This is a genomic window from Flavobacterium sp. RHBU_3, assembly GCF_046613565.1.
Classification (GTDB): Bacteria; Bacteroidota; Bacteroidia; order Flavobacteriales; family Flavobacteriaceae; genus Flavobacterium.
In genome coordinates, this window is the sequence record NZ_JBKJHC010000001.1 from 139670 (window position 1) to 158876 (window position 19207).

The 19207-nt window shown below is 42.8% G+C and carries 20 protein-coding genes; 10 read left to right on the forward strand and 10 right to left on the reverse strand.

Features of this window, described 5'->3' with window-relative positions:
• Position 1: 1 nt before the first annotated feature.
• Positions 2 to 505: a DUF6702 family protein gene (locus ACLI1A_RS00625; protein WP_411405006.1), complete on the reverse strand. Its 504-nt coding sequence runs from the start codon at positions 503 to 505 to the stop codon at positions 2 to 4.
• Positions 506 to 616: 111 nt separating this feature from the next.
• On the opposite strand from ACLI1A_RS00625, the gene ACLI1A_RS00630 reads away from it, so the two are divergent.
• A complete protein-coding gene (locus ACLI1A_RS00630) occupies positions 617 to 2251 on the forward strand; it encodes a GIY-YIG nuclease family protein (protein ID WP_411405008.1) in 1635 nt (544 codons plus the stop codon).
• Positions 2252 to 2287: 36 nt separating this feature from the next.
• On the opposite strand, the gene ACLI1A_RS00635 is transcribed toward ACLI1A_RS00630, so the two are convergent.
• From ACLI1A_RS00635 to ACLI1A_RS00670, 8 genes are all read right to left on the reverse strand, one after another.
• Positions 2288 to 2869 (reverse strand): tRNA-(ms[2]io[6]A)-hydroxylase, encoded by a 582-nt coding sequence (locus ACLI1A_RS00635; RefSeq protein ID WP_411405010.1) that lies wholly within the window; start codon positions 2867 to 2869, stop codon positions 2288 to 2290.
• Positions 2870 to 3117: 248 nt separating this feature from the next.
• Positions 3118 to 4503 (reverse strand): formimidoylglutamate deiminase, encoded by a 1386-nt coding sequence (hutF, locus tag ACLI1A_RS00640; protein WP_411405012.1) that lies wholly within the window; start codon positions 4501 to 4503, stop codon positions 3118 to 3120.
• Positions 4503 to 5300, reverse strand: a complete 798-nt coding sequence (locus ACLI1A_RS00645; protein ID WP_411405014.1) for an N-formylglutamate amidohydrolase — start codon at positions 5298 to 5300, stop codon at positions 4503 to 4505. Before ACLI1A_RS00645 ends, hutF begins: the two co-directional genes overlap by 1 nt.
• 52 nt (positions 5301 to 5352) lie before the next feature.
• Positions 5353 to 6138 (reverse strand): hypothetical protein, encoded by a 786-nt coding sequence (locus ACLI1A_RS00650; RefSeq protein ID WP_411405016.1) that lies wholly within the window; start codon positions 6136 to 6138, stop codon positions 5353 to 5355.
• Positions 6135 to 6917, reverse strand: coding sequence for a hypothetical protein (locus ACLI1A_RS00655; RefSeq protein ID WP_411405018.1), 783 nt, complete (start codon positions 6915 to 6917; stop codon positions 6135 to 6137). Before ACLI1A_RS00655 ends, ACLI1A_RS00650 begins: the two co-directional genes overlap by 4 nt.
• A complete protein-coding gene (locus tag ACLI1A_RS00660; RefSeq protein ID WP_411405020.1) occupies positions 6907 to 7626 on the reverse strand; it encodes a hypothetical protein in 720 nt (239 codons plus the stop codon). Before ACLI1A_RS00660 ends, ACLI1A_RS00655 begins: the two co-directional genes overlap by 11 nt.
• Positions 7619 to 8332: a hypothetical protein gene (locus ACLI1A_RS00665; RefSeq protein WP_411405022.1), complete on the reverse strand. Its 714-nt coding sequence runs from the start codon at positions 8330 to 8332 to the stop codon at positions 7619 to 7621. Before ACLI1A_RS00665 ends, ACLI1A_RS00660 begins: the two co-directional genes overlap by 8 nt.
• Positions 8322 to 9056 carry a hypothetical protein gene (locus tag ACLI1A_RS00670; RefSeq protein WP_411405024.1) on the reverse strand — a complete coding sequence of 245 codons (735 nt, stop codon included), beginning with the start codon at positions 9054 to 9056 and terminating at the stop codon, positions 8322 to 8324. The genes ACLI1A_RS00665 and ACLI1A_RS00670 overlap by 11 nt, the downstream gene beginning before the upstream one ends.
• Before the next feature lie 75 nt (positions 9057 to 9131).
• Between ACLI1A_RS00670 and pepE the strand changes: the two genes are divergently transcribed.
• From pepE to ACLI1A_RS00710, 8 genes are all read left to right on the forward strand, one after another.
• Complete coding sequence (gene pepE, locus ACLI1A_RS00675; RefSeq protein ID WP_411405026.1) at positions 9132 to 9839, forward strand: dipeptidase PepE; 708 nt, start codon at positions 9132 to 9134, stop codon at positions 9837 to 9839.
• A gap of 146 nt (positions 9840 to 9985) precedes the next feature.
• Positions 9986 to 10546, forward strand: coding sequence for an RNA polymerase sigma factor (locus ACLI1A_RS00680; RefSeq protein WP_411405028.1), 561 nt, complete (start codon positions 9986 to 9988; stop codon positions 10544 to 10546).
• Complete coding sequence (locus tag ACLI1A_RS00685) at positions 10533 to 11285, forward strand: hypothetical protein (RefSeq protein WP_411405030.1); 753 nt, start codon at positions 10533 to 10535, stop codon at positions 11283 to 11285. Before ACLI1A_RS00680 ends, ACLI1A_RS00685 begins: the two co-directional genes overlap by 14 nt.
• A gap of 41 nt (positions 11286 to 11326) precedes the next feature.
• The gene (locus ACLI1A_RS00690) at positions 11327 to 12370 is read left to right on the forward strand and encodes a hypothetical protein (protein WP_411405032.1); all 1044 of its coding nucleotides are present in this window, start codon (positions 11327 to 11329) and stop codon (positions 12368 to 12370) included.
• Positions 12371 to 12634: 264 nt separating this feature from the next.
• The gene (gene pruA / locus ACLI1A_RS00695; protein WP_411405034.1) at positions 12635 to 14260 is read left to right on the forward strand and encodes an L-glutamate gamma-semialdehyde dehydrogenase; all 1626 of its coding nucleotides are present in this window, start codon (positions 12635 to 12637) and stop codon (positions 14258 to 14260) included.
• A gap of 161 nt (positions 14261 to 14421) precedes the next feature.
• Positions 14422 to 15228 carry a hypothetical protein gene (locus tag ACLI1A_RS00700; RefSeq protein WP_411405036.1) on the forward strand — a complete coding sequence of 269 codons (807 nt, stop codon included), beginning with the start codon at positions 14422 to 14424 and terminating at the stop codon, positions 15226 to 15228.
• A gap of 12 nt (positions 15229 to 15240) precedes the next feature.
• Positions 15241 to 16713, forward strand: a complete 1473-nt coding sequence (locus ACLI1A_RS00705; protein WP_411405037.1) for a hypothetical protein — start codon at positions 15241 to 15243, stop codon at positions 16711 to 16713.
• Between the two features lie 572 nt (positions 16714 to 17285).
• The gene (locus tag ACLI1A_RS00710) at positions 17286 to 17672 is read left to right on the forward strand and encodes a DUF1801 domain-containing protein (RefSeq protein WP_411405038.1); all 387 of its coding nucleotides are present in this window, start codon (positions 17286 to 17288) and stop codon (positions 17670 to 17672) included.
• Between the two features lie 110 nt (positions 17673 to 17782).
• Here the strand turns inward: ACLI1A_RS00710 and rsmG are convergent, their stop codons facing one another.
• Complete coding sequence (gene rsmG, locus ACLI1A_RS00715; RefSeq protein WP_411405040.1) at positions 17783 to 18409, reverse strand: 16S rRNA (guanine(527)-N(7))-methyltransferase RsmG; 627 nt, start codon at positions 18407 to 18409, stop codon at positions 17783 to 17785.
• Positions 18410 to 18464: 55 nt separating this feature from the next.
• Between rsmG and ACLI1A_RS00720 the strand changes: the two genes are divergently transcribed.
• The gene (locus ACLI1A_RS00720) at positions 18465 to 19085 is read left to right on the forward strand and encodes a hypothetical protein (protein WP_411405042.1); all 621 of its coding nucleotides are present in this window, start codon (positions 18465 to 18467) and stop codon (positions 19083 to 19085) included.
• Positions 19086 to 19207: the final 122 nt, after the last annotated feature.

Below are 19207 nucleotides of genomic sequence, written 5' to 3' on the forward strand. Positions count from 1 at the left end.
TTTAGTAGTTTAGTGTGCCCTGGGGCGTGTCGTAGTTTAGTAGCAGGCTTTTGCGCTGGTTGTTTATGTTGGCGTTTATCATGTTCTGCTGCTCGCGGAACAGTTCAAACAGCACGGTGTTGCGCACTTCCAGCGCCGATATTTTTTTAGGAGCAGGTACAGTATAGTACACCACCAGCATATCGTCTTCGTATTCGCGGTCGAAGTACGTAAGGGCGGCGGGCTTGCCGTTTACCTTTACGCTCATTTTATCGGCCATGTATTTTTTTATGGTTTCGGTACTTTCGGGGAGTTCCTTGCCCGATGCAAGCCCGAACTTTTTGCCGTATTTGGTACTCAGCGCTTTTTCCAGATCGTCTATAAAAATACGCCCGGTTATTTGCAGCTGTTTTTTGGCCGGGGCAGCCTCCACCTGAAATACCGCCACGTAGTATTTGTGTACGGTTGCCGAGGTGAGTACCCCCAGCAGCAGCAGCAAACATGATATACGGATTAACTTTTTCATAACCATCCACAAACATAATGGTTTTGTGGGATATGGGGAAGTTAAAAATGAGGAGTTTGAAAATATAGTGAGAAGTTGATATATTTGATTGGCAACCAAACCTAAGTGAAGATGAAAGATAGAAAAGCAAGACATAGAGAAATATTAAGAAACGCACTGCCACCTGAGGATACTAGTGAATATTCTAAGTTAATTGAAAAATTGGAAGGTAGATTTCTATATGATAAGAAACATAATGAATTTGTAAAAAGATCTAGAGAAAAAGTTTTCAATTCTCTCGAAGCGCAAATGTTATCTAATTGTGATTTAGTTACCGAAATTTCTTTGCGGCAGTATTTGGAAGATTTTAATAATAGAGCTTGGTTTTATGGCTTAAGAAGTATGCCGTTAATGTTTAATATTCTTGAGGCATTTTTAAATTTTAGGACGCCGGAAATTTACTTTGAGTTGATTGAGGAAGAAAATTATTTAATATCATTCTTTGATTTTATTGATTTCATAACTTCTAAAGACTTTGAAGAAGATAAAAAACTTATAGATGAGAGTATTACTAATGAAATAATCTACAACTTTAACGTAGGTGATGATTTAGAGAAAATTAAATTTAAATCTGGAGATGGTCAGGAATTTGTTATTGCTGGAGTTTCAATCATTAGAAGGGGAAATGAGATAACTATGTTAATGATAGCGGGTAGAAAAAAAAACGGTGACGATATTCTTGATAAAAAAGACCTTGAGTTTCGCTCTAACATTCCAGGTAGAGCTAGACTCACTGCTGATTTTAAAGAAAGAGTTCAGGAGGAAGAATATGATTATATTTATTTAGATAAAGATGAAAAATATATAAAATCTGTAGTGGCTTGCAGGGTGGATCTTGAAACTATGACTATTGACGCTAGATATATAGCCGAAGAAACCTCTTTAGCTTATGGTCTTATTACAGATGAAATTGATGAAACTCAGATAGGCAAGTTGGACGGAAAGGAATGGCGAGAAACTTTGGAAAGTCTTAAAGCGGCTGTTGAAATATATAATCCAATTTTTGAAGCACTAAAATTATCGCTCTATCTACCATATTACTTTAATCACAATGAAGATTTAATTGTAGAAGAAAATTTGGAAACCCATTTTAAAAAATTAAATACTAGCCCGATTTCTAAACGAAAATATAGAGATGTATTCGGATATAAAGCGTCAGTTAAGGCCTTATATTCTTTGAATAAAAAAGGGGTCTTTTCCCCAGATATCATTAATTTAAGAGATGATCTATTTAGGGTTGAAACTGGTGGTTATTGGAAGAAGCTAGAAATTGGTGAAATAGGACTTGATAAAAATGGTAATCCCATACATGGCAGGACATGGGTTAATTTAACTCATAGCTGGTTTGAATCTACAGAGGACGGATTAGTTGTTGAAAAAGAATATGATAGGTTTATTGGTGAAAATGCAGGATTTATTTATATTCTTAGAAATCCTGCTATGGGTAAGAATATTTTCAAAATCGGTTTAACAAGGAAAGATGTAGATGAAAGAGCAAAGCAACTTTCGAAAACAAGTGTTCCAGATAGATTTTTGAAATCACATGAGTGGAATGTTCGAGACTGTGTACAAGCAGAAAAAATCATCCATGAAAAATTAGATTTCTACAGAGTTGATCCTAGGCGAGAATTTTTCAATATAGATTATGAAAAAGCAATCGCGGTTATATCTGAAGTTATTAATGAAATTAACGCTATTGTTGATTAAAAAACGCACCCACCGGTGCGTTTTTTTATATCATAGTTACCCGTGTATCGCTTCACTCTTCCCATAACTCTGAATGATCTGGCCTTCGTATTCCAGCCATTCTGCCCAGCGTTTTTCTACGTCTACATCTTCGGCATACTTGCGGGCAAAGTTTAAAAACGTGGTATAGTGTGTGGCCTCGCTTACCATAAGGTCGTGGTAAAATTTGGCCAGTTCGGCATCTTTAATATTCTTAGACAACACCCTGAAACGCTCGCAGCTGCGGGCTTCAATCATGGCCGCAAACAGCAGTCGGTCTATGAATGAGGTATTGCGGCTGCCGTCTTTACGGGCAAATTTTATCAGCTGGCCCACGTAGTCGTCACGGCGTTCACGGCCCAGGGTATAGCCACGCTGCTCTATAATATCTACCACCATTTTAAAGTGTTCCATTTCCTCCACGGCAATCTCGGCCATTTTCTGTACCAAATCCAAATGTTCGGAGTTATTGGTAATCAGGTATATGGCGTTGCTGGCGGCTTTCTGTTCGCACCAGGCATGGTCGGTAAGGATTTCTTCAAGGTTGCCTTCGGCTATGTTTGCCCAGCGCGGGTCGGTTAAAAGTTTCAGTCCAAGCATGATGAAAATATTAATGTGGCAAATTTAAAGAATTAACCTGAAAAGAGGATATAGTTTGTAATTGTAACACAGAGATACACGGAGGGAGCACAGAGATTCACAGAGTTTTTTGAGATTGCGCTTTCAGCGCGAGTACACAGAGCTGTACGCAATAATTTCCGTAACGTTCTGTGTACTCACACCGAAGGTGATACCTCTTTTTCTCCGTGTGGCTCTGTGCTCCCTCCGTGTATCTCTGTGTTACAAAATCAAGAACGTGTCCCCAATTCCCCCATAACCCGCACAAAATCCGCTACAATCGCATCGCGGTTTTGCAGGCTGCCGTTACGGTTTACCCATTGCCCGGAAACTATGGTTCCCTCCATATCGGTAACGTCGACGCTGTATACAAAAGTATTGCACAGGTTGCGTTCGGCAGCAGTGGCAATCAATGGCGATGTAGCTTTCACTACCACGGCATCAAACGGCTGGCCTACCGCAAAGAATTGCTCATCGGCAGCGCCCATAGCCCTGCGGCCGCTTTGCCACGCCATTTTAATCGCGTTAAAACCGCTGTCGCCATTTTCTGGGATAACATAGGTGGTCCGTTTATGAGAAATCAGGCGCTGCCCGTAATCCAGTATGCGGAGTTCTTCCAATGGGTTAAGCCCCACATGGCTGTCGGTTCCTATGCTCCAGTTGCCGTTTTGTTTTTTATAACTGTCAAAGCTGAATAAACCATCGCCCAGATTGCCCTCGGTACTTGGGCAAATCACCACACTGGCACCACTCTTGGCTATACCGGTTACTTCACTTTCGTCTAAATGTGTAGCGTGGACTAAGTGGTAGTTTTCGTTAACCACACAGTTGTCCAGCAGCCATTGCACCGGACGTTTGCCATGATAGTCAAGGCAGTCTTCAATCTCTTTTAACTGCTCCGATATGTGTATATGAAACGGGCGCGAACCGTCTAAGGCATTGCACAACGCAATTACATCTTCAGGCTTCACGGCACGGAGCGAGTGTATGCCTATGCCTACATTGGCGTTATCAAAACCTTTTGCAACTTCAATAGTGCTGTCTAAAAGTTTGTAGTAGTCTTCTATGGTAGGCGAAATAAACCGCTTTTGTTTCTCTACCGGTGCCTGCCCAAAACCACCCTGCTGGTAAAACATAGGCACCAGCGTTATACGGATGCCAGCTTTTTTGGCGGCAGCCATAAGGCGCGTACCCATTTCCGCAAGGTTAGGGTAGGGGCTGCCCTCTTTATCGTGGTGCAGGTAGTGGAACTCTGCTACGGCGGTGTACCCGTGGCGCGCCATTTCGCTGTACAGCATGGCGGCTACGGCTTCCATCTGCTCCGGTGAAAGGGTAAGTGCCAACCCGTACATGGCATTACGCCAACTCCAGAAATCATCCTGCGCGCCGGTATCGGTGTGCAGTTCGGCAAGTCCTGCCATAGCATATTGAAAGGCGTGCGAATGCGCATTCTGGAAACCCGGCAACGCATAGCCGTTTATGTATTCACCTTGTGGTAAATCGTCTTGTGTTATTGAAAGGATATTGCCCGAAGCATCAAGCTGCACTGCGGCATTGGTAAGCCAGCCGTTTTCAGTAAGCAGGCCTTTAAAGGTATAGGTGGTAGCCGTTGCCATTATGGGGTTACGGTTTTTATCAGTTCGGTAAATAGTTGTTTTAGCACGGCGCGAATCTGCGCTGCATTTTCGGGGCTGTACTCCGTTTCGGTGGCATTCATATAATTGGTCTTGGTCATTTCCAGTTGCAATGCGTGGATGTTGTTGTCGGGTTTACCAAAGTAACGGGTTATGTGTCCTCCTTTAAAAGGTGTGTTGTGGGTGGCTTGGTAACTGCTGTTGCTTAACACCTCCCAAGCAGTTTTTATAATGTCAGCCGATGCAGAGGTTTCGTCGTTGTCGCCCAGTATCAGTTGCGGAAAAGCTTCCTGCTGAATGCCCGGCACCATACGGCGGATGGAATGCGCATCAAACAATAATGCGGTGCCAAATTGCAGTTTGGTCTGTGCCAAAAATTCCTCTACTTTTTCGTGATAGGGCAGGTAGTATTTTTGTACACGCTCTGCTATTTCAGTTTCGTCGGGAGTAGCGCCTGTGTAAAGCGGATTGCCGTTAAAATCGGTAAATGGAACCAGTCCTGTAATAACACGCCCGTCGCTGTATAGTGGTTTACTCTCAGGGTCGCGGTTCAGGTCGATGACCCAGCGGCAGTAATTCGCTTTTATAAGGGTAATGCCCATAGCCGGGGCAAAGTCGTACAGCGTGTCTATAAACCAGTCGGCGTCATCGAGACGTGCGGCCATATCGGGGTGTAGCCTGCCGGCAATTTCCGGTGGAAAATCAGTACCCGAATGCGGCGAACTGATGATAATAGGCACCTTAGGTGCAGTAGGTTCGGTTATATGGTAAATGTCCATACGGGTTTGGGTTTTAGCTTGTGTTTAAGCAAAGATAAGCTTTCTGCTAAAACTACCCTTTGTTGCGTTTCAGGTATTCATTGGCCTTACCCACAAGGTAATCGGTCAATTCAAATTCTTTCCTCGGGTCCAGTAACGGGCGGGTTTCCTTGCCTTGGTCGCAAAACGTAAGGAATGCGCCTATTTCATTATGTGGTATTTTAAGCGTTTCGGTAAAAAAGTAGTGGGTAAAACGCCCGCTTACCACCTCACTGAATGTTTTAGTATTCGGGGTGCCGTCTATAACGCCTTTATCCTGTTTTTTCTTTTTCGGCTTAAAGATCATTTTGTAAATGGCCTTAAAGTCGATGCCCTGTAATGCACTTTCGGTTACGGGCAATGCACCGTTTACCGGGCGCTTGCTTATAGGGTAGTCGTATTTCAGTTGTTCGGGGGTAACGTGGGGGTTTAGCGCTGCTACTTTTGTTTTTTTGGTGTCGTAGCCTAAGTCACCCGTTAGCGGGGTAATCACTACTTCGTCCAGCGTGGTTACGTTTACGTCCATTTTCAAGGTAAGCGGGTTTTCCTGCATATGACTGTCTTTAAGCACCAGGAATTGCGACCTGAAGGTTATGCTGTTTACAAAAAGCGTATCGCCGGAACGGGCATAAAGGGTGAAATAACCATTAGTGTCAGTAACAGCACTAATGCGCGATGTACTGTTTTGTACCGTAATATCAGCTACGCTAAGTGAGTCGGCTATAATATGTCCGCGCAGTATTTCGCGGGGCTTCTTGTTTTGGGCAAGGCTTATTAAAGGGAGTAGTAATAAAAGCGTGAGTAGGGCTCTTAGTTTCATGGTTCGGTTTGTATTGTTTTTTGCGATGTGGTACCTTCTTTCTGTAATTTCAGGTACTGTTCGGCCAGTACCATAAGGCGTAATTTAACCAGTTCGTTATTTTTTACCCTTAGGGCTTCGGCGCATTCCGGGTCTTCTACGGCATAAAAAATAAAGCCGTTTACCAGTTCTTCGGGCACGTGCAGCTTTTCGGTTATCTGTGCCGGGGTGTAAATGTCGTTTATGCCTTCTATGCTAAATTCCCTGCCCTCTGTAGCCAGGTTTTTTTTCATCATTTTGGTACGCCCGCTTATTGCATTGATTATAGGGTCCAGGGGCAAAGATACGCCACCCATAAGGAAAAACATAAGCGAAGGCTTAAACTCGCTTGCGGTTTTCAGCCTGCGTTCGGCTACGGTATATTGTTTCTGACCTTTGGGGACTATACCCAACGATTCTGAGTTTATATAGTTTATTTTAAGCTCCTCCAGTTCGGCGGTGCTTATTTCTACTGATAGTACGTAAGGATTGTCTTTAAACGAAGCCTCACTTATCGTAAATACCCTTACCTGTATGTTTTTTCCGTACACGGCTATACGGTCGCCGGGTTTTGCGGGTAGGGTGAAATTTCCCTGACTGTTCGTTTTGGTTTCGGTGCCAGTGATGTTGTTTATTACAAAAAGCCCCGGCAATACGGCATCGCCCGATATTACCCGCCCGCGAAGCTCCTTGCGCTGTTGCTGGGCAAAGGCAGCAAGCGTACATAAAAACAGTACAGCTATGCTGAGTTTACTTTTCATCTGCAAGCCGGTTTAGGTACTCTACGGCAAGGGGTTGCAGGTAAGGTTTAGCTTTTGCACGGTTATTGGCTTTAAGCCAAATCATACAGTCGAAGTTTTCGGCGGCGTAGTAGATAAAACCTTCCACGTTTTCAAGCGGTATGGCAAATTCTTCATAGAATTCGTCATCTGTATACATGTTGCGCAGGTTTTCTACTGCGGTAATTTTATCTTCGGTATTTACACTCTGCTTTATGGTTTTGCTCTTGCCGGTAACACGGTTTATAATTCCGTCGCCATTAATGCTAAGCCCCTGGTTAGTGCCTACCAGCTTGTTTGCCTTTTTGCGGCGCTCGGCAGGGGTAAGGTTTGGGCTTGTATCCAGCCCCAGCGATTTGTTGTCTATCTTGTCTTCTACCACCACTTCCTTAAGTTCGTTGCCTTTTAGTTTTACGTCGAGTTCAAAAGGCTGTTGGTCAAACCATTCTTTAGAAACGGTAAATTCCCTTACCTCGGTGCGGTCGCTGTATACGGCCAGTTTTTCCCCCGGCCTTATATCCAGCCTGAAAAGGCCGTCGGCATCGGTCTTGGTTTCAAAGCCGGTACTTTTATCAATAACAAAAATATCCTTTAGCGGAATGTGGTCGGTTACCACCTTACCGCGAAACGATTGTCTTTGTGCAAATGCAGATACCGATATAAAAAGTAAAATATAGAGTAGCTTATTCATGTTGGTCTTGTAGTTTGATGTATTTTTCAGAAAGTTGCATAAGCAGCAGTTTCAGCAGGCTTGGATTGTTTGATTTAATAGCATCGGCTACCTGTGGGTCTTCAATGGCGTAGAACAAAAATCCCCGAGCCTGTTCGCGCGGTACGCCTATTTTTGCAAGTTCGTCATCGCTTACCATTCCGTCTATGGCTTCCAGCAGCTGTTCTTTGCGCTCGGTTTCTACTGCTTTTTTCAGCATTTTCATGCGTCCGCTCAGTACGTTTATCAGTTGGTCCAGTCCCATGCCGCTCCGTGCAGTGTACAGCCTGCGTTCGGCTACGGTATATTGCTTTTGGCCTTTGGGCACTATACCCAGTTGTTCCGATGTTACTTTGTTGTCTATTACCACTTCCTCCAGCTCCGTGCCTTTGGTTACTACCTCTAACAGGTAGGGCTTCTCTGTAAAAGAACGTTCGCTTATGGCAAATTCACGTGTTTCGGTATAGTTGCCGTATACCGCCAGCCTGTCTCCGGGTTTTGCAGGAATGGAAAAATTACCGTTAGCGTCGGTTTTTACCTCTGCTCCGGTAGACTGGTTAATAACGTATACACCATACACCGAATTTCCTGCCGACATTATGCGTCCGTGCAGGTCTGTGCGTTGCTGCGCTGTGGCAGTAAAGCTAAGTATGAAAAAAAATAGTATGCTTAGTGGCTTATTTATCATTATTGATCATTGACAGGTATTTCTCTGCCAAACCGGTCATCATAAACCTTGCCATATTGGTGTCCTTTCTTTCTATGGCTTTAATAAGGTATTTGTTTTCTACGGCATAGAACACAAAACCAGACACATATTCCATCGGGATTTTTAGCTTGGCTACGATGTCGTCTTCACTATAAAGATAGTATATTTTTTCGATAAAGGTTTCCTTTTTCTCGGTTTCGGCTGCCTTTTGCAGCATGGCGGTGCGCCCGCTAAAAGCGTTCATAATCGGGTCCAGTCCTAACGGGTTCATTTTAAAGCTGCTGGCGGTGGCCAGTTTACGCTCGGCCGGAGTGTACTGTTTTTGGTTTGCGCTTACCAGGCCAAGCGATACCGCGTTAATGTAGCTGTAATCTGTAATAATTACTTCGTTTAGTTCGTGTTGCAGGGGTTGCAGCGGCACCAGCATCAGGTCGGGCCCAAAGTCGGTTTCCTTTACAGCAATGTTTTTTGCTGTAAATTGTACTGCAGAAAACACCAGCGTGTCGTTAACGGCCGCGTTTATGGTAAAATACCCGCCACGCTTGGTAAGCACTGTAGTTTCGGTATTGCGGTTTATTACATAAATACCCTCCAGGTCGTCAAAGTTAGATACTACCTTTCCGTTTACGGCACAGCGTTCCTGTGCGGTAAGGGGTGCGGTAACAAATAATAACAGTATCAGGCTTTTTAAAATGTGGTTCATAGTGTATTGTATGGTATGCAGCAGCAGGTTGTAAAAACTTTGTAACTTTACCCGGCACTACAAGTAATTAAACGAATGAAAAAACTAATTATTGCAAGTACATCCACATTGCACGGTGGCAGCTATTTAGAATACCTTTTGCCTACACTTCAGCAGCATTTTGCAGGTTGTACTTCGCTTATCTTTATACCGTATGCACGCCCGGGCGGCATTAGCCATGACGACTATACTGCCCGCGCGGCAGACTTCTTTGCAAAGTTAAACATTACCGTTAGGGGAATCCATGAGTTTGAGGATCAGGCAGCAGCGTTAACCGACGCACAAGCCGTGTTTACCGGAGGTGGCAATACCTTCCTGCTGGTGAGCCAGTTGTACAAGACGGGTGTAATGCCTGCACTGGTGCACGCCATAGACCGCGGCGTACCGTATTTGGGTAGTAGCGCAGGCAGCAACATTTGCGGGCTTACCATGCAAACCACTAACGATATGCCCATAATATACCCGCCGAGTTTTAAAACACTGGGAGCAGTGCCGTTTAATTTAAATCCGCATTATCTGGATCCGCTACCGGATAGTACCCATATGGGCGAAACCCGCGAAACCCGTATTAAGGAATTTCATGTGTTTAATACGCAGCCGGTGCTGGGATTGCGTGAGGGCAGCTGGCTGGAAGTAAACGGAAACACAGTACTGCTTAAAGGCGACCTGCAGGCAAGATTATTCCGTCATGGTATGGAGCCTGAGGAAGTAAATACGGGAGCTGACCTGAGTTGGCTAAAATAATTTGATATTATAAATGTTTGTAACGCTGCGTTTTAGCAGCGTTTTTTATTTTTATCTTTAAAAAAGTGAAATTTTTTTTCACGCCCATGCAACCCTTTTTTAAGTTGCCTCGTCTTTGTAAATAGAAACCGTAACCAATAAGAGCTTTGAAAGTAATAGCATTACATAGCGATGAAAAAGAGCTGATTCGCCAAGCCGCCGAAAACAACCGGCATGCCCAGCACAGCATCTACTCTAAGCATGCGCCCAAGATGCTGGGAATATGCAGGCAATATATAAAAGACCTGCACCTGGCCGAGGATGTTATGATTACTGCTTTTATGAAGGTGTTTACCGGCCTGAAGAACTTTGAACACAAAGGCAGTTTTGAAGGATGGATACGGCGGATAATGGTAAATGAGTGTATAAGTTACCTGCGGGCACAAAAGAAGGTGGGTTTCCTGGAAGACGAGTACTATGTGGAAGATACCCACAACAATATAGAAAGTAATCTTTCGGTAGACGATATACAAAGCCTGATAGACAGCCTGCCAGAGGGATATAAAATGATTTTTAACCTGTATTGCATAGAAGGCTACAAGCACCAGGAAATAGCGCAGATGCTAGGGATTAGTGAAGGAACGAGCAAAAGCCAGCTGAGCCATGCAAGGAAGATGCTGCAGGAGCAGATTAACAAACAAAAGAATTACGTAAATGGAACCGAATAAACTGGAACAGGATATAAAACAAAAGCTGGACGGGCGCACTATAAAGCCGTCGCCTATGGCGTGGGACAGGCTCGATGCCATGCTTACCGTAGCCGAGCAGCAGGAGGAAAAAGTAATTCCTGTGAAAAAGAGCAACCGAGGCTGGCTGTATATGGCGGCAAGTGTGGTAGTACTTATCGGTCTTGGGATGTTTTTCCTAAACAGGCAAGATAACGGTAGCGGTGTTATCAATACAGGAAATACGCCACAGGTGGTTACTGCTGAGCCAACGGAAACTACAACACCTGCCGCAACTAATGATACCCCTGCTGTAGAAACCACAACCACTACACCTGCTAAGCCGGTTTATGCTGTTACAAAAGGTAAAAGGAAACAAATACCGGTGCCTTTTTCATGTGGAGGGCTTGTAGCTCCGGCAGAAGTAGACCCGGTAAAACAGGAAATAGCCCAGAATACTCAGCAAACACAGGTTCAACCAAAAGAGCAGGTAGCCCCGGCATCAAACAAACTTAAAGTAGACCCGAATGCATTACTGGCCAGTGTAGAAGGGAAAACTCCGCAAGATAACAGTGCTGTGGCAGCCTCGATAAACCAACCGAAGCTGAAAGTGAACTCAAACGCGCTGCTGAACAGTGTAGAGGGTGAACTGGATGAGAGTTTCCGTAATAAAGTAATTAATTCTGTACAGAAAAATTATAATGTGGTAAAAAGCGCTGTAGCCACACGCAACCTGCAATAGTTCAATCATCAAATCATCAAAAATTTTAAAATTTAACAAACATGAAAGCAATCACTTTTTATGTAATGGCATTGCTATGCTTTGTAGCAACCAAAATGCACGGACAAACCTTTGCCCAAAGAGCTGCAAAAATTTCCGAAAACATTGAGAAAATCACTAAGGAAGAGAAGGATTCACTAAAGGTGGAGGTAGATGCTGTAAACCTACTGCTGGAAAAAAATGAAATCAGTACCAATGATGCTGATGACCGCAAAAGGGAATACGCCGAAAAAAGGGCCCGCAACATAGAAAACCGCGTAGGAGTAGAGGAAGAAAAACTGGCTGCCTTGGTAAAAGACAAAGTAGACGGGAAGATAAACGAGAATTTTCATACAAAACGTTTAAAAATTAGTTATGATACTGATGGAAACGAATTAAAAAACGATTCTACGGAGAATAAATGGCACGAATACAAACGCACTACTTCGCAGTTTGTGTATGCGCTGGGTGTAAACCGTATGGTAAAAGACGGTGCTGCTGCCGATGGCTTTGCATGGAGGTCTGATTTTTACGAAGTAGGTGTTACCTGGAATACCCGCCTGCTAAAGGATCATAACCTGCTGCATGCCAAATACGGACTTTCATTACAGTACAACAACCTGCGCCCGGATGGTGATAAGGTATTTGCCGTAGACGGTAACCAAACCATGCTGGTAGATTTTGGCCGCAAGGTAGATGTAGCGCGCCTGCGCTATGTAAACCTGGTAGTGCCTGCCCACCTGGAGTTTGATTTTACCAAGAAGAAAGTGAAAGACGACAAGGTGTATTTCCCTACGTATAAAAGCTTTCGTGTGGGTATAGGTGGTTATGCCGGACTTAATGTAAAGGAAAAACAAATTATTAAGTACCACGATGAAAACGACAACAAAGTAAAAAACAAAACCAAAGGCGATTATAATGTAAACGACTTTGTATACGGATTAAGCGCGTATGTGGGTTATGATGCTTTTAGCATCTATGCTAAGTACGACCTTCAGGAGGTGTTTACACACAGCTTTGCCGGATACAACAACTTTTCATTGGGTGTAAGGTTCGACATTAATTAAGTTAGTTAAGTTAATATATTTCTGCAAAAGGGGGTGTTGCTGTATGGGGTACAGTAACATCCCCTTCGGCTTTTGTAATGGACTTTATAAAATGCGTTAGATATATCTCGCAAAGGCGCCAAGGCGCAAAGCTTGGCACTCGTCATGAGTTTGTTGAAAGTTGCTGTAGCTAATACCACTTGCCGTTCGGATGGTTATTCGTAACTTTGTGCTGCAAAATTTATTTTGCCAAAAAACAACGTGAGACTTTAAACAATAAACAACATGCCAAAAGGAATTTATAACGTACCTAAAGCCGTAAACGAACCCGTAAAAAGTTACGCTCCCGGTACTAAGGAAAGAGAGCAGGTTCAAGCTGCTTTTGCCCAAATGTACAATACTACCGTAGATGTGCCTAACTACATAGGCGCTGAGGAAATCCGTACAGGGAAAACCAAAACCATAAACCCTCCGTTTGATCATAAAAAAGTAGTAGGCACGTACCACGAAGCCGAAAAATCACACATAGAACTGGCTATAAGCACTGCGCTTGAAGCACGTAAAAAATGGGCCAACCTAAGCTGGGAACACCGCGCTGCTATTTTCCTTAAAGCTGCCGACCTGCTTGCCGGGCCATACCGCGCCAAGATAAACGCGGCTACTATGATAGGCCAGGCAAAAACCGTACACCAGGCAGAGATTGACTCGGCTTGTGAGTTCATCGACTTCCTGCGTTTTAATGTAGAGTTTATGCAGCAAATTTATGCTGAGCAACCTATATCGTCTGAAGGGATGTGGAACCGTTTGGAGTACCGTCCGCTTGAAGGCTTTGTGTATGCCATAACGCCGTTTAACTTTACAGCAATTTCGGGTAACCTGCCTGCTGCACCTGCCCTTATGGGTAATGTGGTGGTATGGAAACCAAGTGCCAGCCAGGTATACAGCGCGCAGGTAATTATGGAAGTATTTAAACTTGCCGGGCTACCTGCGGGTGTAATCAACATGGTGCATGGCGACCCGGTTATGATTAGCGAAACCCTAATAAGCAGCCCTGATTTTGCCGGCGTTCACTTTACCGGTTCTACCGCTATTTTTAACAACCTATGGGCACAGATAGGCCAAAACATAAGCAAGTACAAAACTTACCCACGCATAGTAGGCGAAACCGGCGGTAAAGACTTTGTTATGGTGCACCCATCATCTATCCCTGCCGAGGTAGCTACTGCACTTAGCCGTGGCGCATTTGAATACCAGGGACAAAAATGTTCGGCAGCATCGCGCGCGTACATTCCTGCATCGCTTTGGCCGAAGGTAAAAGAGCTTTTGATAAAAGACCTTGCGTCGTTTAAAATGGGTTCGCCTGAAGATATGGGCAACTTTATCTCGGCCGTTATCCACGAAGGTTCGTTTGATAAACTTGCTAAATACATTGATGCTGCCAAAGCTGCCCCGGATGCTGAGATTGTAGCCGGTGGTGGTTATGATAAATCAAAAGGTTGGTTTATAGAGCCTACGGTAATTGTTACCACAAATCCTAATTACGAAACCCTTGCTACCGAGCTTTTCGGGCCGGTACTTACCATATATGTTTATGAAGATGCACAGTGGGCAGAGACCTTGAAACTGGTAGATGCTACAAGTCCGTATGCACTAACAGGGGCTATCTTTAGCCAGGACCGTTACGCTGTAGAGGAAGCTACAAAAGCGCTTGAAAACGCTGCGGGTAACTTTTACATAAACGATAAGCCTACGGGCGCCGTTGTAGGCCAACAGCCATTTGGTGGTGCGCGCGCCAGTGGTACTAACGACAAAGCCGGTTCTGTACTGAACCTGTACCGTTGGGTATCGCCACGTACTATTAAAGAAACGTTTGTGCCGCCTACAGACTACAGGTATCCTTTTTTGGGATAATTTAATCTAAAATGTTTATATAAGCCATACTTTGATTTTTGAAGTGTGGCTTTTTGTTTTTTCGCGGTATAAAAAATAGGGTTTTACCTATTTTTAAAATGTTAAATAATTGCGTTATTGTGTTTGAAATCAATTATGTATAATTTATAAAAGCACAAATTATGTTTCAGGTTATTTCTTATCACAAAATCAGGCGTGCCATTGGGTTTATAGGTATATGTCTTCCCTTTGTGCTATGGACAGGTAATGCATTACTCAACTATATACAGTTTGCCCAAGGTACCCGGTGGATTAAGTACAATGGTAATTATGTTCCTGCGACAAGCTTAAAGCCTTCTATAAGTCATTTTTACTACACTACTATGGGCGAGGTGTTTACAGGTGCGTTATGTGCTGTAGCATTATTTTTATTTTGCTACAAGGGTTATGAAAGGCGTCCGCAGGACAAAGTTAAGTGGATTCCGGGAGATAACTTTATGGCAAATGCTGCGGGTATCTTTGCTCTTGGCGTAGTATTGTGTCCTACATCGGGCGACGTGGGTTTTACGGATAATTTCCGTGCTTTTGTAAGCACCGAGATTACAGGATACATTCATTATAGTTTTGCAGCCCTATTCTTTTTAACGCTTGCTCTAATGTCGATGTTTAATTTCAGGAGGACAGCTGATCCGAATGATTTTGGCGAAATGAAATCACACCCGTTATATCTTTGGTGTGGCATTATCATGATTAGTTGCATGTTGGTTTTAGGGGGGATATTTGTTTATGGTAAAAAGCATCCTGAATTTTTAGTATGGACTGATAAATATAGTGTAACCTACTGGCTTGAAACCGTTATGCTGCTTGCATTTGGGTTTTCATGGCTTGCTAAGGGTGAAGTTGATCAAATGGTCTTTAACACAAATATATTAGGCAACGGACAACCGAAGTCAACAATTAATGTCAATAATCCCACACCTGCTAATTAAAAAACACATATTATGAAGAAGCTAATTATTATCATGTTTGTTCTATTATCTCAGCCTTTATGGAGCCAGGATAAACCGGCTACGACCCCTGAAAAAACGAAAACAGAAGAAGAAACCAAGAAAGATAAGGAATTAAAAGAAAAGTTAAAACCTTACATCGCGCTTTATAAAGTTCAACTGGCTGCTGTAGAAAAGAGCATTACGGAAAAAACAGAATTGAGTTCTGACACTACAAAGACCGAAGCAGAATTAAAAGAGCTCATAGCTTCCATTTCCGAGTTAACAAAAAAAAAGAAAGAGCTTAGTGATAAAATCAGTAAACTTGAAGGTAGTCCAGAAGAAAAAGATTACAAAGAAATAGTAAAGGCAGAAGACGAGGCAAAGAAAAAAGACGCGCTTGAGAAAAAAGCGGCACCTTTTATAGAACTTTATGAAACACAGCTGGAATCGCTAAATGCTCAAATAACAGTATTAAATAAAGCCCTTGAAAATAAAACCCAAAGTGCAGATGCTGCCGATACTGCCTTGGCTTCTATTACTGATTTAGTAAAGCAGCGGAATGAGCTTAAGGCTAAAATTGACCACTTAAAAACAAACCCACAGGAAAGCGATTTTGAAGAAGGTGATAACAAAAAGAATAAAATTGATGTAAAAGAAGCACGTTATACCTTTTTAAACGGGTTGAACTTTGATTTCACCAATAGTAAAACCAACTATGTAGGGCATTTTAATGTTTATGTGCCCTGTAACGAAAGGGGAACAAAAGTAAATCCGTGGGGAATCAATGCGGGTATTTTAAAAGTGAATTACTTAACACGGGATAGTATCGTTAATTTTAACGAACAGAATGTACTTATCAACCCTCTTGACAATGCTGCTGCTCCCAATGATTCTTACACAAGGCAGTATAACCGCTACTCAACTTCAACAAAAGTTACTTCCACCAGCCTGTATGCACAACCCATGTTAAGAATTTGGAAAAAAGGGGCGGCAAACCTATACGTGCATGCTCACTTTGAATTATTATGGTCAAAATTTGAAACCGGGACAAAGGTAAACACCATTCAAAGCGATACAGTAACTATAGACATCACTCATCCGGCACCATCACAAGAGGGGTTGATTCGTAACCTTGTAAGAGAAACACACCAAACAATAAATATTACCAGTCCACATTTCGGTATAGGGGGAACATTAGACTTTAACTTCCTTGATAATTGTATACTGTTTCTACAGCCTACCATAGGAATAGCAATTAATAATGTAAATCGGTTTCCTACACAGGATGCTGATGGGAACTATTCGCTGCAGACTTATAAAAAAGCCCAGGGATTTTTACTTGTGCGCACCTATTTCCAGTATGCTACTTCAAAGGCGACACAAATAATTATTGGTACAGACTCAAGGGGGCTGCTCCCAAGCCAGCAGCCTTATTTGAGCGCTTATGTAGGATTGAATTTAGGTATTGACCAGATTTTTCAATAGCAAACACAAAAAAACGCCCTGCTTTTGGAGTTACAGAGCGTTTTTAAAAACCAATCAAAAACCAATTATGAAAAAACTTTTACTTCTTATTTGTGTTAGGTTTGTTCCCTGATTCTTATACAAATGTACGGCGGTAAAACGGCCTGTGGGTGAATTTTAGACGGATGAGGTTTTTGGTTCGGTCAACGGTAATTTTCTTTACGCGAGTTGTTATAGGCTGCGTGGTTTTTAGATTTCCTTTAACACATGTGTAACAGGAGTGATGTTTTCTGCCTTCAGTTTTATGGAGGTGTATATAAACGAAAAACGTTCCGTTTTTGGAGTTACGGAACGTTTTAAAAACCAATCAAAACCAATTATGAAAAAAAACTTTACTTCGTATTTGTGTCAGGTTTGTTCCCTGATTCTTATACAAATGTACGGCGGTAAACTGCTGGTTAGGGCGGTTTTTAGATGAACGCTACAGGGTGTGTCGACGAACAGGAGTTATGTTTACACGAAATAACTTTGTGTGGTATTTTTTTGATTTTTCTTAACAGAAAACTGTATCTTCATGTCGATAAACAGCTGATATGGAAACAATACAGGACTATAACAATAAACAGGCAGAAGCCGATAAGGCCATTTGCGAAGTTTTGTTTCAGGAAATAAACAAGGCGCTCCCCGAAGCAGAGAGCAAAATTTGGCACGCGCATCCGGTATGGTTTTTAGATGGCAATCCGGTAGCGGGGTATAGTAAGTTGAAAGGTTCAGTGCGGCTGCTGTTTTGGAGTGGGCAAACTTTTGAAGAGCCCGGGCTTCAAGTAGAGGGCAAGTTTAAGGCTGCCGAAAAGCGCTATACTTCAGTAGAAGAAGTTAATAGTGTCGACCTGCAACGCTGGCTGCAAAAAAGCCGCGACATACAATGGGACTACAAGAACATTGTAAAACGAAAAGGAGTATTAGAACGGATTAAATAATACAACAACTTGTAAATGCAACAATGAATCAATTGTTTAATGTAGCAATTACGGGAATTGCATTGTTACATTGATTCATTGTTTCACTGTTACATTAAAAAATTGCTACATTATTTATATTTCATGGCAAGGTGTACTACCTTTTTAGTCTCAAAAAACTCACCTGCAAAATAATCCGGCAGGTTATAAATTGTTACCTTCTGGAACACGGCAAGCTCTTCGGTTAGGTCGCCGCCTTTTAGGTACAGTATGCCGTTTGGCAGGGCGTGCTGCTGGTCTTTCTTAACCTTGCCGCGTACCCATTTTACAAAGTCGGGCATATTGGTTACGGCACGGCTTACAATAAAGTCGAATTCCTCGGCAATGGTTTCGGCGCGTTTTTGTTCGGCGCGTACGTTTTTAAGGCCAAGCCCTGCGGCTACTTCCTGTACCACCTTTATTTTTTTGGCAATAACATCTACCAGGTAGAAATTCGTTTCAGGAAACAGTATGGCCAGCGGAATACCCGGAAAGCCACCACCGGTACCCACATCGAGCACGCTGGCGCCGGGTACAAACTCCATAACCTTGGCTATGCCCAGCGAGTGCAGTACGTGGCGGGTGTAGAGTTCGTCTATGTCTTTGCGGCTAATCACGTTTATCTTGGCATTCCAGTCCTTATACAGCCCTTCCAGTGCGGCAAATTGCGCCTTTTGGGTCTCGGTAAGGTTAGGGAAATACTGTAAAATTTCCTCCATGGGTTTAAATTTTTGACAAAAGTACGCATTTCCGTGATGAAATTACTGCTTAACAATGCCTTTACATACGGAGTTAATATTTATCTTTGGCACCCGTGATGCAGGGCTGATAACCAACCTGTTTGCTGTTATGGAAACCTTTTCAGAAATTATATCGTGGTATTGCCTTATCATTCGAGATAACCTTTTTTTGGGGCTGCTAACCGCAAAACTATGCTCGTATATTTTTGATAAAGAAGTTTATGCTACTTCAAAAGAATTCATCAGGAAACTGATACTGCTTAGTGGGGTTATAGGTATAGCTTTTGCCATTGCCGGAATGTTTTCAGAAGACAGCGTATATTTTATAAACAGGGCTACCGGGCCTTATGCCTTAGTATATTGGCTCTCGATATTTTTTTCGTGTATACTACCTTTCACAGTACTTCTAAAGAAATTGCGTAAAAGTGGTAAAGCGATTTTTGTGGTCGCTGTCCTTATGAATACAGGCCGGATTATGGAACGCTTTGTAATAATAGTGTCAAGTTTACACAGGGATTACCTGCCTTCAAGCTGGTCAATGTATGAGCCTTTTGCGCCGGTAGTTACTTCGTTAATGCGTGGAATGCTGGCAGGTTTAATAATTACGGGAATCAGTATAACAGCATTGAAATTTAAAAAAAATGGATACGACTGAAAACATCAGCGTCAAATGAAACGTGCTGTAATGGTTAATGGTATTGTTTCAGCAGTTATCTTTGCACTGATGTTTTATAGTGAACAAATAAAGCAAATGAGTTAATAAACACACAAATAGAA

Excerpts from the sequence above, each read along its gene's own strand:
- ACLI1A_RS00625 (WP_411405006.1), bottom strand. The coding sequence starts at position 505 with ATGAAAAAGTTAATCCGTATATCATGTTTGCTGCTGCTGCTGGGGGTA.
- ACLI1A_RS00630 (WP_411405008.1), top strand. The coding sequence starts at position 617 with ATGAAAGATAGAAAAGCAAGACATAGAGAAATATTAAGAAACGCACTG.
- ACLI1A_RS00635 (WP_411405010.1), bottom strand. The coding sequence starts at position 2,869 with ATGCTTGGACTGAAACTTTTAACCGACCCGCGCTGGGCAAACATAGCC.
- hutF (WP_411405012.1), bottom strand. The coding sequence starts at position 4,503 with ATGGCAACGGCTACCACCTATACCTTTAAAGGCCTGCTTACTGAAAAC.
- ACLI1A_RS00645 (WP_411405014.1), bottom strand. The coding sequence starts at position 5,300 with ATGGACATTTACCATATAACCGAACCTACTGCACCTAAGGTGCCTATT.
- ACLI1A_RS00650 (WP_411405016.1), bottom strand. The coding sequence starts at position 6,138 with ATGAAACTAAGAGCCCTACTCACGCTTTTATTACTACTCCCTTTAATA.
- ACLI1A_RS00655 (WP_411405018.1), bottom strand. The coding sequence starts at position 6,917 with ATGAAAAGTAAACTCAGCATAGCTGTACTGTTTTTATGTACGCTTGCT.
- ACLI1A_RS00660 (WP_411405020.1), bottom strand. The coding sequence starts at position 7,626 with ATGAATAAGCTACTCTATATTTTACTTTTTATATCGGTATCTGCATTT.
- ACLI1A_RS00665 (WP_411405022.1), bottom strand. The coding sequence starts at position 8,332 with ATGATAAATAAGCCACTAAGCATACTATTTTTTTTCATACTTAGCTTT.
- ACLI1A_RS00670 (WP_411405024.1), bottom strand. The coding sequence starts at position 9,056 with ATGAACCACATTTTAAAAAGCCTGATACTGTTATTATTTGTTACCGCA.
- pepE (WP_411405026.1), top strand. The coding sequence starts at position 9,132 with ATGAAAAAACTAATTATTGCAAGTACATCCACATTGCACGGTGGCAGC.
- ACLI1A_RS00685 (WP_411405030.1), top strand. The coding sequence starts at position 10,533 with ATGGAACCGAATAAACTGGAACAGGATATAAAACAAAAGCTGGACGGG.
- ACLI1A_RS00690 (WP_411405032.1), top strand. The coding sequence starts at position 11,327 with ATGAAAGCAATCACTTTTTATGTAATGGCATTGCTATGCTTTGTAGCA.
- pruA (WP_411405034.1), top strand. The coding sequence starts at position 12,635 with ATGCCAAAAGGAATTTATAACGTACCTAAAGCCGTAAACGAACCCGTA.
- ACLI1A_RS00700 (WP_411405036.1), top strand. The coding sequence starts at position 14,422 with ATGTTTCAGGTTATTTCTTATCACAAAATCAGGCGTGCCATTGGGTTT.
- ACLI1A_RS00705 (WP_411405037.1), top strand. The coding sequence starts at position 15,241 with ATGAAGAAGCTAATTATTATCATGTTTGTTCTATTATCTCAGCCTTTA.
- ACLI1A_RS00710 (WP_411405038.1), top strand. The coding sequence starts at position 17,286 with ATGGAAACAATACAGGACTATAACAATAAACAGGCAGAAGCCGATAAG.
- rsmG (WP_411405040.1), bottom strand. The coding sequence starts at position 18,409 with ATGGAGGAAATTTTACAGTATTTCCCTAACCTTACCGAGACCCAAAAG.
- ACLI1A_RS00720 (WP_411405042.1), top strand. The coding sequence starts at position 18,465 with ATGCCTTTACATACGGAGTTAATATTTATCTTTGGCACCCGTGATGCA.